At 56.8% G+C, this 12,600-nt stretch carries 12 protein-coding genes and 2 pseudogenes; 7 read left to right on the top strand and 7 right to left on the bottom strand.

Going from position 1 to position 12,600, the window contains the following annotated elements; genetic code table 11:
* The 4 genes from phnE (RA28_RS18380) to phnC all read right to left on the bottom strand — a co-directional run bounded on the left by phnE (RA28_RS18380) (position 1) and on the right by phnC (position 4,077).
* On the bottom strand, positions 1 to 1,344 hold the full coding sequence (phnE, locus tag RA28_RS18380) for a phosphonate ABC transporter, permease protein PhnE (RefSeq protein WP_039532024.1): 1,344 nt from the start codon (positions 1,342 to 1,344) through the stop codon (positions 1 to 3).
* Positions 1,341 to 2,222 (bottom strand): phosphonate ABC transporter, permease protein PhnE, encoded by an 882-nt coding sequence (gene phnE, locus RA28_RS18375; RefSeq protein WP_039532563.1) that lies wholly within the window; start codon positions 2,220 to 2,222, stop codon positions 1,341 to 1,343. Before phnE (RA28_RS18375) ends, phnE (RA28_RS18380) begins: the two co-directional genes overlap by 4 nt.
* A 67-nt stretch (positions 2,223 to 2,289) precedes the next feature.
* A complete protein-coding gene (phnD, locus tag RA28_RS18370; protein WP_039532022.1) occupies positions 2,290 to 3,192 on the bottom strand; it encodes a phosphonate ABC transporter substrate-binding protein in 903 nt (300 codons plus the stop codon).
* A gap of 63 nt (positions 3,193 to 3,255) precedes the next feature.
* Complete coding sequence (gene phnC / locus RA28_RS18365) at positions 3,256 to 4,077, bottom strand: phosphonate ABC transporter ATP-binding protein (protein WP_039532021.1); 822 nt, start codon at positions 4,075 to 4,077, stop codon at positions 3,256 to 3,258.
* 168 nt (positions 4,078 to 4,245) lie between these two features.
* Here phnC and rpe point away from each other — a divergent pair, with 168 nt between their 5' ends.
* Positions 4,246 to 4,929 (top strand): ribulose-phosphate 3-epimerase, encoded by a 684-nt coding sequence (gene rpe / locus RA28_RS18360; RefSeq protein WP_039532019.1) that lies wholly within the window; start codon positions 4,246 to 4,248, stop codon positions 4,927 to 4,929.
* Between the two features lie 442 nt (positions 4,930 to 5,371).
* Here rpe and RA28_RS23165 read toward each other — a convergent pair.
* Positions 5,372 to 6,085 (bottom strand): annotated as a pseudogene (locus RA28_RS23165) (zinc ABC transporter substrate-binding protein); the annotation flags it as partial.
* Between the two features lie 393 nt (positions 6,086 to 6,478).
* Positions 6,479 to 6,910, bottom strand: a pseudogene (locus RA28_RS23160) (metal ABC transporter solute-binding protein, Zn/Mn family); the annotation flags it as partial.
* Between the two features lie 56 nt (positions 6,911 to 6,966).
* On the opposite strand from RA28_RS23160, the gene RA28_RS18345 reads away from it, so the two are divergent.
* From RA28_RS18345 to RA28_RS18335, 3 genes are read left to right on the top strand one after another with little or no spacing between them, the layout of a single operon-like run.
* Positions 6,967 to 7,479, top strand: a complete 513-nt coding sequence (locus tag RA28_RS18345; RefSeq protein ID WP_039532017.1) for a Fur family transcriptional regulator — start codon at positions 6,967 to 6,969, stop codon at positions 7,477 to 7,479.
* 3 nt (positions 7,480 to 7,482) lie between these two features.
* A complete protein-coding gene (locus tag RA28_RS18340) occupies positions 7,483 to 8,217 on the top strand; it encodes a metal ABC transporter ATP-binding protein (protein ID WP_039532016.1) in 735 nt (244 codons plus the stop codon).
* Positions 8,217 to 9,017: an iron chelate uptake ABC transporter family permease subunit gene (locus tag RA28_RS18335; protein ID WP_039532014.1), complete on the top strand. Its 801-nt coding sequence runs from the start codon at positions 8,217 to 8,219 to the stop codon at positions 9,015 to 9,017. The genes RA28_RS18340 and RA28_RS18335 overlap by 1 nt, the downstream gene beginning before the upstream one ends.
* A 105-nt stretch (positions 9,018 to 9,122) precedes the next feature.
* Here the strand turns inward: RA28_RS18335 and RA28_RS18330 are convergent, their stop codons facing one another.
* On the bottom strand, positions 9,123 to 9,635 hold the full coding sequence (locus tag RA28_RS18330; RefSeq protein WP_039532012.1) for a hypothetical protein: 513 nt from the start codon (positions 9,633 to 9,635) through the stop codon (positions 9,123 to 9,125).
* Between the two features lie 584 nt (positions 9,636 to 10,219).
* Between RA28_RS18330 and RA28_RS18320 the strand changes: the two genes are divergently transcribed.
* The 3 genes from RA28_RS18320 to RA28_RS18310 all read left to right on the top strand — a co-directional run bounded on the left by RA28_RS18320 (position 10,220) and on the right by RA28_RS18310 (position 12,346).
* Complete coding sequence (locus RA28_RS18320; protein WP_152612107.1) at positions 10,220 to 10,501, top strand: hypothetical protein; 282 nt, start codon at positions 10,220 to 10,222, stop codon at positions 10,499 to 10,501.
* A 17-nt stretch (positions 10,502 to 10,518) separates the two neighbouring features.
* Positions 10,519 to 11,223: a class I SAM-dependent methyltransferase gene (locus RA28_RS18315; protein WP_039532007.1), complete on the top strand. Its 705-nt coding sequence runs from the start codon at positions 10,519 to 10,521 to the stop codon at positions 11,221 to 11,223.
* A 121-nt stretch (positions 11,224 to 11,344) separates the two neighbouring features.
* The gene (locus tag RA28_RS18310; RefSeq protein ID WP_241481165.1) at positions 11,345 to 12,346 is read left to right on the top strand and encodes an asparaginase; all 1,002 of its coding nucleotides are present in this window, start codon (positions 11,345 to 11,347) and stop codon (positions 12,344 to 12,346) included.
* The last annotated feature ends 254 nt before the right edge of the window (positions 12,347 to 12,600 follow it).

The following is a 12,600-nucleotide window of genomic DNA, read 5'->3' as shown; positions in this document are numbered from 1 at the left end:
TCACGCCGATTTCGGCTCGCGCTTTTTTTCGGGCTCACCCTGGATCAAGCGCCGACGCAACCAGCCCGAAAACCAATCCATCAGCATCACCATCAGGATGATCAAGACGATGTAGTAAGCAACCTCTTCCCAATCCTTCTGGGTGATAATCGCCTGCGTCAAAAGCAAGCCGATGCCGCCTCCGGTGATCGCACCAATCACCGTTGCACTGCGTGTGTTTGATTCAAGGAAATAGAGCAGCTGACTCAGCAACACAGGTGTGACCTGCGGGATCACGCCAAAGCGGTAACGCTGCGGTGCATTGGCCCCGGTGGACTGCACGCCTTCGATCTGTTTCCGATCAACGTTCTCCAAAGCCTCCGAGAAGATTTTTCCGAACGTTCCTGTGTCGGTCACAAGGATGGCCAGTGCGCCGGTCAGTGGACCCGGCCCAAAGGCGCGGGCCAGTATGACGGTCCAGATCAGCGCGTCGACGCCGCGGACAAAGTCAAAGACCCTGCGGGTCAGGAACCGCACCGACTTCAGCGGAGTGAAATTTCGTGTCGCCAAAAAGGCCAGCGGCAGCGCGACCATGCCAGCACCAAACGTGCCAAGAAACGCCATCAGGATCGTCTCGAAGATGGCCCATGCCACGTCCTCATGGCGCCACATCTTGTTGGTCCAGAAGTCGTTCAAGATTGCGCCTGCTTCGCCGGATGCTGCAAGGCCCACAAGCTGCGGAAGGGACTTGCCATGATAGGGGCTGTCGAGCGTGAACCAGAACAGTTCCCAGCCCATGAAATACCGAAAGACCTCGGACCGGTTTCGCGTGACGGTCAGGCGGCCGGCGTCCGTCGTGATCGCAAGACGGTTTTTCGATAGGTTGATCCAATCCGGAACCTCACCTTCGGGCAATTCGGCCTGCACACCTGCCGAGCGCGTAGGCGTCGCCCGCACCGTCCCATAATCCGGAATGTCGTATTCAACCGTTTCGGGGCCAAAGCGCACGACGTGCCCCCCCTCAAGGTCAATCACCGTCGTTTCGCCCAAAGCCACCCATTCCGGTGCTTCACCTTCGGGGTAAGCGCCTTTGCGCTCGCCCTCAATCGCGACCGAAACCTTGCCGTTTCTGTTGTCCCGTTCGACATGCGTTTTATAGCTGTAACTGTCCGCAACCAGAGTTTTTCCGTTTTCCCAGTTCGCCCGCCCAGCCAAACCCGGTACGTCGAATGCAAAGAAAACATAGATCAGATAAACGATCACAACCGCAGGAAGGCCAAAATTCATTAGACGCTTCCGACTGAACAGGCGATCCGCCTCAGACTTCAGTTCGTCGACTGTCAGGTTTGTTGCGAAGGTGCTCATGCCTGCGCTCCTTTTTCGGACCCATGGGTCAGACGTTCTCGCAGCAGACCCGAAATCTGATCGACAACAACAATGGTGACGAAGAGTAAAAGGAAAATGGCCGCCGCTTCATCATAGCGCCCCTGCCCCCAGGACATGGAATTCCTCAGCTCATATCCAAGGCCACCCGCGCCTACGAAGCCCAGAATGGCCGAGGCTCGGATATTGATCTCGAACCGCAGCAGCGCATAGCTGACATAGTTTGGCCCAACCTGCGGGATTACGCCCAGATACATCCGCTGCGACCAGTTCGCCCCGACCGAGTGCAGCCCCTCGACAGGTTTTAACGAAGCGTTTTCGTTCACTTCGGAAAACAGCTTGCCCAGCGCTCCGGCGGTGTGGATGGCGATGGCGATCATTGCCGGAACCGGGCCGCCGCCCAGAACAAAGATCAAAACCAGGGCAATGACGATTTCAGGGATAGCGCGACAGATATCTGCAATCCGTCGGAACAAGGGGATGAGCGACGGCCAGAGGGCCATACCCCGAGTCGACATCAGGGCCAGAAAGGTACCTGCAATTGTGCCGATCAGTGTCGACGCGGCGGCAATATTGATTGTTTCTATCAGCGCCGGAAAGAACGTCACAAGGTTCTCGGGCATTGACCCGATCTTTTCCGACGCTTCCGATAGCACCTCGGTGGGGTAGTCAAAGATGCGGTGCCAGCCGTCAACAAAGCTGCCCGCGTTGCGGCTGTCCGCCGTTCGAAAACCGGCAACCATCAAGGCCACAAAAACGATCAGGAGGATACCACCATAGACCCGCTTGCGCTGTGTCATCGCAGTGTATTCGTCCCGGATCCGATCAGCGCTGCGGGACCCTGCCGTTAGGTCTGTCATAAATTGCTCCTGGGTGGAAAAACGGGGTCCGGCAAGCAACCGGACCCCGATCATTGGGTTCGCAGGCTTAGTTGGATTTCAGCTTGCGGGCTTCGATGATCGAAAGATAGGCGTCATGCGTGATCGGCTCGAACGCTTTGGCCTCGCCATGGGCCACACCGTAAAAGCACTCACGGTCCTTCTCGTGCAGACCAGACCACAGGGCGGTCATTTTGTCTTTGACGTCCGCTGGCAGATCAGCGCGAAGCACAACCGGACCTTCCGGGATCGGCGCAGATTTCCAGATCATGACCAGATCGTTCATGTCGATCAGGCCCGCATCAACCGCTTTGCGCAAAGCACCGGATTTGAAACCGTCTTCCCAGTCACCCAGACCGTCTGCCCAGGTTACGCCGCCGTCCACGTCGCCATTGTTGACAGCAACGATTGTCTGTTCGTGACCCCCGGTGAATTTCACCTCGCCAAAATAGTCACCCGAGTCCATGGTGGCACCGATGGCTTCGGGAATTTCGATCGAAGGGATCAGATAACCCGAGGTCGAATTCGGGTCGCCGAACCCAAAGGTTTTCCCCTTCATATCCTCAAGCGTGGCGATGCCGCTGTCTTTGCGGGCAAAACCGATGGAATGGTACCCATAGCCACCGTCCAGGTTCACCTTTACGAGAACCGGCTCAACTGCCTCGGGGTTGCTGAGATAAGTTTTTGCATAACCCGACGCGCCCAGCCACGCGATGTCTATGGTTCCACCCAGCAGGCCTTGGATCACGCCGTCATAGTCGGCAGGCGCGAACAACTTGGTTTCAACGCCAAGAACCTCTTCGGTGTATTCGCGCAAGCACTCGTTTTTGCTCATGCGGTCCTGCGCGTTTTCACCGCCCAGAATGCCAATTCGGAATTCGCTGATTTCCTGTGCCATAACAGGGGCGGCCATGGCAGTGGTCGCAACAAGGGCAGCAATCAGTTTTTTCATCTGTCTCTCTCCAGTTTAAGTGCCGGCCTTTCATCGGCCGGTCGATGAAAGGGGTAATCAGGCTCAGATGGTCGCTTCGGCTTCCATCACGGCCTTCCGGGCGGCGTCGAGCGTATCGATTTCAGTCGACGTCGCCTCTTCCGAGAAGCTGGCATCGGCGCCATAGATTTCGCGGGCGACACCCGTGGTCAGCTGTTCGGGCAGCCCGTCGAACACGATGCGCCCATCGCGCATGCCGACAACTCGGTCGCAATAGCGTCGGGCAGTGTCCAGCGTGTGTAGGTTGGCGATGACGGTGCGCCCATCCTCTTCATGGATGCGGCGCAGCGCCTGCATGACCACCTGAGCGTTCATCGGGTCCAGCGAGGCGATTGGTTCATCCGCTAAAATGATCCGCGGATCCTGCATCAAAGCGCGCGCAATGGCGACCCGCTGCTGTTGGCCCCCGGAAAGCGCTTCGGCACGCTTTGGTGCATGTTCGGCAATGCCGAGCCGATCCAGAATGTCGATGGCGCTGTGAATCTGCTCCATCGGGAACAGGTTGAACATGGTGGCCAGGGTCGAGTGGCGGTTCAATGTGCCGTGAAGAACGTTCGATACCACATCCATGCGAGGCACCAGATTGAACTGCTGAAAGATCATGGCACAGTCAGCTTGCCATGCGCGTTTGTCGCGGCCTTTCAGCTTGGTCACGTCGCGGCCTTCAAAAATGATCTGACCGTCGCTTGCGTCAGTGAGGCGATTGATCATGCGCAACAGGGTCGACTTGCCCGCGCCCGAGCGACCTATGATCCCGATCATGCAAGGTTTGTCCACGTCCAGCGTCGCTGTATCCACAGCGGTGTTTTCGCCAAAACGTTTGGTTAGTTTTTCAATGCGCAGCACGTGCAACCCCCACCAGACTTTGGCGGTCAGCTACAATCGACGATCAACGAACATGTGTCGGTTTGGTGAAAGTTTTGTAAACGCCCCAATCAGAAGCTCAGACCCTACCCTTCGGTGCGGATCGCGGATATATGCCCTTTGAACTCTACCTACTTTACGAGACTGATCATGCCCTTCGACCGCTCCATCAAGATTGCACCGTCAATCCTGTCTGCCGATTTCGCCAATTTCGGCCAGGAAATACAAGCGATCGAAGCGCAAGGCGCGGACTGGGTTCATGTTGACGTGATGGACGGGCACTTTGTGCCGAACCTCACCTTTGGCCCGCCTGCGGTCAAAGCGTTTCGTCCGCATGTTAAGACGGTCATGGATGTTCATTTGATGATCGCGCCCGTCGATCCCTACATACAGGCTTACGCGGATGCCGGGGCAGACATACTTACAGCCCATGTCGAGGCTGGGCCTCATACCCATAGAACCCTGCAAGCGATCCGGGCCGCGGGCATGAAGGCTGGCGTTGCGTTGAATCCCGGGACACCCGCCGAGTCGGTCGAGCATCTTTTGGACCTCGCCGATCTGGTTTGTGTCATGACCGTGAACCCCGGATTTGGCGGCCAGAAGTTCATCGACATGACGGACAAAGTGCGCCGACTGCGCCAAATGATCGGGGATCGCCCCGTGCACATCGAAATCGACGGCGGCGTGGACCCGCAGACCGCGCCATTGGTTGCCGCCGCCGGGGCTGACGTTTTGGTTGCGGGCTCTGCTGTGTTCAAAGGCGGTTCTGTTACCAACCCAGACATCTACGGCGAAAACATCCGCGCGGTACGTGCAGCGGCAGAAGCGGCGTAAGTCCGGGCAAAGGAACCCTAATTGATGTCTGGTTCCAAAGTATGCGGCCGCGGCTAACGAGACCGGCGGTCGTCTACGGCGCTTTGGGTCCTGAATGACAGGGAAATTTAGTATCGACTCGAAACTCGAAACCGCCGATAACGAAGATGTGAGAATTTAGCATAGCCCGACCATGGGCGCTTGCCGAATGCAGCCGGAGCCTTCGGGATCGCGGCGCACTAGACCGGGGTGTTTCAGGAGGAGGCCACCCCGGTCACCTTAAGAAAACATTCCAGCCCGATGCGCCGTGCAGCTGCAAAAGCCCAGTCCCGGGCTTGACTGACCCACGCCTTGTCGTTTCCATTGGCGGTACTAAGGTGTTCAAAGCGCGGTTTCTTGGTGATCAATGGACGGCGCACCGCCTGACCCCAAAGAAGTCAGGCGGCGAACAGTTACATCTGTCTCAGAGGCAGTCTTTCAAGGTTGCCGCGATGTTCCGAATGATCTGAGGATACAGGTTGGCACCTGGCTCAAGCTCGGCACCCAGCGGGTCGATCACGCCGGTATTCGCCTCGGTCCCATCCAAGACAGTCTTGACAATACCGGGGTTGAATTGCGGTTCAGTCAGAACGCAATCGACCCCCTCGCCACGAATGCGGTCTTGAATATCAGCTATCCGAGCCGGGCTGGGGTCTGAGGCATCACCAATCGAAATAGCACCCGATGCTGGGAATTCAAAGGCGTCCTCAAAGTACTGGTAGGCGTCGTGGAATACGATGAAGCTGCCGCCCCGGACGGGTTCCAGCGTCTCGGCGATTTCAGCCGAAAGCGCGGCCATTTCTTCACGCGCGGCAGAGGCATTGGCAAAATAGGCCCCCGCATTGTCAGGGTCGACCGATGACAGCTGTGCGGCAATCACGTTCAGCCAGATTTCAGCGTTTGCCGGTGACAACCAGGCATGGGGGTCGTGTTCGCCATGCGCGTGTCCTTCATGATCGTCATGCCCCGCGTGGTCGTCATGATCGTCATGCCCCGCGTGGTCGTCATGACCTGCATGGTCGTCATCATGGGCGTGGTCATCGTGCCCGTGATCGTCATGCGCATGGTCATCGTCTTTGGCATGATCGTGGTCATCATGCCCTGCATGTTCTTCACTTCCGTGATCGTGATCATGGTGATCGACATCGGGCTCTTGGGCGACAGGCTCGACATCCGCGCCATCGGCATCTTTGAAGAAGTGCTCATCCGCTTCGAATTCAAATGGCATGTGTTCGGTGAAGAACGCGTACTTTCCGTCTTCGGCAATGCTGACCGTGAACAGGGTTCTGTCTTGTTCCGGGCTGAAGTTTAACGCGTAGGCCACGTTGTTCGCACCTAGAACCTCACCATCGGCTTTCGCTTCAGAAGCCTCACTTTCCAACAGCTCTTCGGCGGTCTCTTCAACCGCTTCGATATCATCGGCCGAAAGAACGACCATTTTCATCGCGGGATCAGCATAATCGCCATCTACCTTTGCAAACGACCAAACGTAGTCGCCCGCTTTCAGGTCAAACAGCCCCGCCCATTCGAAGGCATGTTCGCCATGCCCATGGCCGTGGTCGTCATGTCCATGATCATCGTGATCCCCGTGGTCATGCGCCTCGAACAGGGCATTTTCACGGAAATCGAGCAGCACCGTGCCGTCCGACTCTAGCAATGTGGTGACCGTTGCGCCGTCAGAGAGCGTTTCGACGGCTCCCTCCAGCCAGGGCGTCAGGTCTTCACCGATCCAGAACAACACATCCGCCTCTTGCAGCGCCGACGCTTCGGAGGGGCGCAGGTTGTATTCATGCGGTGAAGCACCGGCCGGAATGATCAGATCCGGCGTGCCGACACCTTCCATGACACGGGCCACAAGCGAGTGCACGGGGGCGATGTCAACGGCGACATTCGGCGCGTCCGCCATGGCGGTTCCGCCCAGCAATGCAGCAGTGATCGATAGTGGGACAAGCTTTCTGGACATCAGACCCTCTGTGTGATTTTATAACAGTGCGAGCGACATACATGATATGAAATAACATGACAAGCGACACTCATCCTGCGGCCACCAGCGAGCCTGCTCCTGTGGGGTTCCGGAATCATGACCACAAAAACTGCGTTGAAACGGGGCTGGCGACAGCCGAAGCGCGGTGTAAGCAGCAGAGTTTGCGCCTGACGCCGGTTCGGCGCAAGGTGCTTGAGATCTTGCTTCAAGAACACCGTGCGCTTGGGGCTTATGCGATCCTGGACCGATTGCGGGCGGAAGGTTTCGGTTCGCAACCACCTGTGGCGTACCGCGCACTCGATTTCCTGGTCGAAAACGGGTTTGTACACAAAATTGAGCGTTTGAACGCGTTTGTCGCCTGCGCTCATCCGGGTGCCAGCCATTCCCCCGCGTTCATGATATGCCGCGTCTGCGACGCAGTCGCCGAAGCGCAATCCACGCCAGCCAAGGGTGCGCTTGGGGCCGCCGCGCGCGCCGTGGGGTTTGAGATTGAGCGAACTGTGGTCGAAGCCGAAGGTGTTTGCCCCGATTGCACCGCAAAGGCGTAAAGCATGGCGCTCGTAACCGTTGAAGACCTCGGCGTGCGATACGGTGCCAATACTGTCCTGCGCCATATCGATATGACTGTCGAACCGGGTGAGATCCTGACGATTGTCGGTCCCAACGGATCCGGCAAAACCAGTCTGCTGCGCGCCATCATAGGTGCGGTTCAACCCGCAAGCGGTCGGGTTACCTTAAAGCCGGGATTGCGGATCGGGTATGTTCCGCAAAAACTGCACATCGATCCGACACTGCCTATCTCTGTCGAACGTTTCTTGCGATTGACCCACCGCGCAACCCGGCAGAGCTGTGCGGAGGCGCTGGAGGCAGCCGGAGTGCCGGATCTGTCAAAGCGCCAGATGTCACAATTATCCGGTGGTCAGTTTCAGCGCGTTCTTTTGGCGCGGGCCTTGATCAACAAGCCCGAAATTCTGCTTCTGGACGAGGCGACGCAGGGCTTGGACCAGCCCGGCTCGGCGGCGTTTTATCGCCAAATCGAAACCGTAAGAACCGAAACCCATTGCGCGATCCTAATGATTAGCCACGAACTGCATGTTGTCATGAGCGCCTCGGACCGCGTGATCTGTTTGAACGGTCATGTCTGTTGCCAGGGCTCGCCCGCCGTTGTGGCATCGGCCCCGGAGTATCGGGCCCTGTTCGGAACCGGAACCGGAGGGGCTCTTGCACTTTACCGACATGATCATGATCACCACCATCACGACCACTCTCAAAAAGCCGCGGAATAATGTTTGACGATTTCATGACCCGGGCGACCCTTGCTGGTGTGGGTGTCGCGTTTGCCGCAGCACCCCTTGGGTGTTTCGTCGTTTGGCGGCGCATGGCCTATTTCGGGGATGCGACCGCCCACGCGGCGATCCTTGGAATTGCCCTGTCCCTTACGTTTCAGGTTTCAATCTTTGCCGGCGCGTTGGCTGTGGCCCTGATCATGGCCCTGACGGTGACGTTTTTGTCCGGGCGCGGATACGCAATGGACACGCTGTTGGGCGTTCTGGCACATTCCGCCCTCGCGTTTGGGCTTGTGGCCGTTTCGTTCCTGTCGGGTGTCCGCATTGATCTGATGGCTTATCTGTTTGGCGACATCCTGGCGGTTTCACGGTCTGATCTGTTGGTGATCTGGGGCGGGGCGGCGCTTGTCGTTGCGCTGATCACCTGGCGATGGTCCGAGTTGTTGACGGCCACGCTGAACGAAGATCTGGCCTATGCCAGCGGTTTCAACCCCAAGCGCGAGCAACTGATCCTGACGCTGGCGCTGTCCGTCACTGTCGCTGTCGCGATAAAAGTCGTTGGAGTACTATTGATTGCGGCCATGTTGATTATCCCCGCGGCCGCGGCGCGCAGCCTTGCGCGATCCCCGGAATCCATGGCGGTTATCGCTGCCCTGATCGGGGCCGTGTCCTCATTGGCCGGATTAAGGGCGGCTTATGTATTCGACACACCTGCAGGACCTTCAATTGTCTGCGTCGCAGCGATCATATTTGCCGCTTTCAGCCTGACCGGAATGCAGTCACGCAGAAAATTGCACTGACCTGCGTGATCGGGATCAACCCGGTTGGTTTGCATTGGTGACTGCGCGCGCGGTTCGCGAAAACCGCTTGGCTGACCCCTGCGAAACATGGGGGCAAACCAACCGCTAACAGGTGATGCTCAACGTGATCGGGCGGTTTTCAAGGTGGTTGACGCCCTTTTCGGGCACCACAATCGAAACCACGCCGCTTGCTTCCGAGAAGTCGCCCGTTCCCCCGATCACCGCCCAATCGATCACCTCTTGCGCATTGCCCGAACTCATCGTGTCGGTCGCGTCATTAAGTGTCGTGGTCGTTGCGACAAAGATGTTCCCGTTGGGCAGGGTGAAAGACCCGTCTACTCTGACGTAGTGACCCATATCGGATGTTCCGCCCATCACTGTCGTCACCACGTCAAACGACCCCACATAAAGGCCGGTTAAATCCTCCAGATACCAGTGCAGAATTCGCCGATCACCAACTTCGGCCTGCAAAGGATTTGCGCCGACGAACTTGATAGAGGTGTTGCTGTGCAACAGATCCGTTGTGCCGCAACCGATTAAGGCTTCTTCCGCGTACCCAGTCGATGCCAGTGCAAGCGCAGCACTGAAAGTGAGTGCAAACCGTCGACCTCTGTGCATTGCATTCCCCTTGCCTATACGAACCGATGAAGCCCGAGAGCCCAGCGAACGTGCATTTGATCCTGAGACTGAATGAAAAATGGATACCGACGAAGCGTTAAGCGCATCCCAGTTTCCCATTAATTTCTGTTAACCATGAATCGAGCGGTGGCCACTGAATCTGAGTGCCAAACGGGTTGGAAGCGGGTTTTCCCGAGCGTCTACGCGCACGGCGGATGCATCCCAGACATCGAAGGCAAGAGATGGCGACAAAAAAACCAAGTGGTCGCACCCGCCAAAAAAAAGAGCGCGCTTGTTATAAGCGCGCTCCAGGAACAGGGAGGACAGTGAAAAATCCGCGCTCGCAACACAACATGAGCGCCAACTCTTTAACTGAACCCAATATGATCGATTCGGCAGTCGCGGTCTGTAACGTGGGACACACAACCAAATCAAAAATTGGCATGCGCCTGAATCCGCGCATTTATATTGCTTTTTCTGAATTTAATGGAGCCAGTGACTTCGGGTGCTAGGCTGATCCTTAAAGTTGTATCCTTCAACGATTCGCACAGGAGATCCTGATGTCCATGCCCACAAAAAAGCTCTTGGCTGCGGCCAAGAAAATGGCAAAAAGCGTCGCTAGCGCGGCGAAGGCAGCTGGAAAAATCGAACAGGACAACAAGCAAATGGCCATGGCGCTCAAAGAGGGCGAAAAAGCTGCAAAAACTGCCGAAACCAAGCCCGATTCCGGCATTGCGGCGGCGCAAAAGGCGCTCAAAAAGCTGGATGTGCAAATCAAATCGGCAGAGCTGTCTTTGAAAATAATGAAGAAAGAGCGCAAGGTCATGGCAGAGTCGCTCAAAGAAATGCAAAAACACGCAAAATAGCATCAGGGTGAAAATCTGTGGCCGAAACCGAAGACCCGCGCTTTGTTGACTATGTCAGTGAAGCGAAATACCTGCTGACCTACGAGACCGAAGCCCTTTCACAAATCTCCAAGGCACTATTGACGTCAGAGCTTAGTATTCAGGCGCTGTCTCGTGTTTTCGTTGCATTGGAAACAGCAGCGTTGGAACATCCTGAAGTCGCGGAAGCGATCGAGGACGCCGAACTCGACCCAACCTCTTTCTCTTACATCGGTTACGACCTGAGAGATTTCCTGCAAGTTATGGTCGAGTTGGACAGCATGCTGGCAGCGGACCCGGACTATGCCCACGGACAATTCCGATACCGACCGGTTCGGTTGATGGAAGTTGGATGCGGCCCCGGTCGAAACCTGTTCATCCTGCAAAACGGCGGGCTTTTACTTTGGTCGACGATCGAGGGAATTGACGTGGTCCAGCCGTATATCGATGTGGCCCGTTCATCCTTCAATTTAGGGGACAGTGTCTGGCAGGACGATGCGCGCACGTTGGATTACAGCCCCTATGATGTTGTTTTCAGCCATCGGCCCTTTTCGGATGCCCGGGCCCAGGCGGACTATGAAAAGCGGCTTGTAAGCCAGATGAAGACGGGCGCGTATCTGGTCGCACCTTTGAACGAAACGCACGCGCAGGATTCCCGGCTGGTTTCTCTGGGCGATACCGAGGTCATTTGGAAACGGCTTTGATGCAACGCGTCTCGAACGGCCCGCTTGCCGCGCATTTGTGCCGAGGTTTTCCGAGAGACCTCTCAAGGAACCCACCTCACGAAATACGATGAACACGGCCTTGGTTTCAGCGCAAAGATATGTGCTAGATGCGATCGCGGGCGACAGTTCAATTGGTTGGGGCAACATGGCGATTTTGCTGATCCATACCGGTGGCACCATTGGTATGGTGAAAACACAGGCGGGGTTCACGCCGCACGACGGAGTTGTCGAAGACTTTGTTCAGCGGCTTTCGACGGCTTCGATTTACCCTTCTCGGATTGATGTTCATGCCCTGACACCGCTGATCGACAGTGCGAACGCATCGCCCGCCGATTGGGACAGGATCGCGGCCACAATCGAGAAGAGCCACGACCGGTATCAGGCCTTCATCGTGACGCATGGAACCGACACGCTGGCCTATACCGCCGGTGCATTGTGTTTTGCGCTCGAGGGGCTGAAAAAGCCCATCATATTGACCGGGTCCATGTTGCCATTGACCGTGGAGGGTACTGACGGCGCGCAAAACCTGGGCGATGCCCTTACCGCAGCCGAAACGGCACCACCCGGCGTCTGGGTGCAGTTCGCAGGCAAGCTGCTGCATGGCGCGCGCGTCCGCAAGTCCCACTCTCGCGCACTGGATGCCTTTGCGGCAGACCCGTGCGATATCCCCCCATGTCAACGCGGCCCAGAGTTGATACGGCGGGCAGTCGGCGCACATAAAGTCGCCGTTCTGGCAATGGCGCCGGGGGTGCCGGACGGACTTTTGGAACACGCGGCCGAAACCCTCGATGGCATGGTGCTACGATGCTACGGATCGGGAACGGCACCTGCCACTGCCGGTTTGAAACGTGCATTACGGGTTTGTTCCAATCGCCGCGTCCCGGTTGTCGCCGTCAGCCAATGCCCCGAAGGTGGCATGGCACTTGGCACATACGCAGCGGGCGCGATTCTGCGCGATAACGGAGTGGTCGACGGACGCGATATGACGGTCGAGGCCGCGTATTCAAAGCTCAACTATGTTCTTTCCTACAGCGAAGGCCACGATGCACGGGTTGGCCGACTGGCGAAATCGCTATGTGGCGAATTCACACCTGAAGAATGATCGGAGTATTGTTTTTTTCATCAAAGAGACATTGCACCAATCATATCCCCGTCGGAGACTCACGTGGGTATTGACGCGCTGTCTAAAGACGAACCAAACCCGGCGTCAGGAACTGTGAAATGTTGCCGGCGGATCGGACCCGCAAAAAACTCGTATTTCTTAGCCAGTTTTCTGATGTCGGGAAGACTTGGTAGCGGAGGAGCCTATCAAATTTCTCATGTGTTTGACCTGAAGCATACGTAACAGCGTTTTGT

The organism is Ruegeria sp. ANG-S4 (assembly GCF_000814005.1).
GTDB lineage: Bacteria > Pseudomonadota > Alphaproteobacteria > Rhodobacterales > Rhodobacteraceae > Ruegeria.
The sequence above is the reverse complement of the archived record's forward strand: the minus strand, read 5'-3'. Positions and strand labels throughout refer to the sequence as shown.

Coding starts and splice junctions, on each gene's coding strand:
- RA28_RS18345 (WP_039532017.1), top strand. CDS start 6,967: ATGACAAGCGACACTCATCCTGCGGCCACCAGCGAGCCTGCTCCTGTG.
- RA28_RS18340 (WP_039532016.1), top strand. CDS start 7,483: ATGGCGCTCGTAACCGTTGAAGACCTCGGCGTGCGATACGGTGCCAAT.
- phnD (WP_039532022.1), bottom strand. CDS start 3,192: ATGAAAAAACTGATTGCTGCCCTTGTTGCGACCACTGCCATGGCCGCC.
- phnE (WP_039532024.1), bottom strand. CDS start 1,344: ATGAGCACCTTCGCAACAAACCTGACAGTCGACGAACTGAAGTCTGAG.
- RA28_RS18330 (WP_039532012.1), bottom strand. CDS start 9,635: ATGCACAGAGGTCGACGGTTTGCACTCACTTTCAGTGCTGCGCTTGCA.
- rpe (WP_039532019.1), top strand. CDS start 4,246: ATGCCCTTCGACCGCTCCATCAAGATTGCACCGTCAATCCTGTCTGCC.
- phnE (WP_039532563.1), bottom strand. CDS start 2,222: ATGACAGACCTAACGGCAGGGTCCCGCAGCGCTGATCGGATCCGGGAC.
- RA28_RS18335 (WP_039532014.1), top strand. CDS start 8,217: ATGTTTGACGATTTCATGACCCGGGCGACCCTTGCTGGTGTGGGTGTC.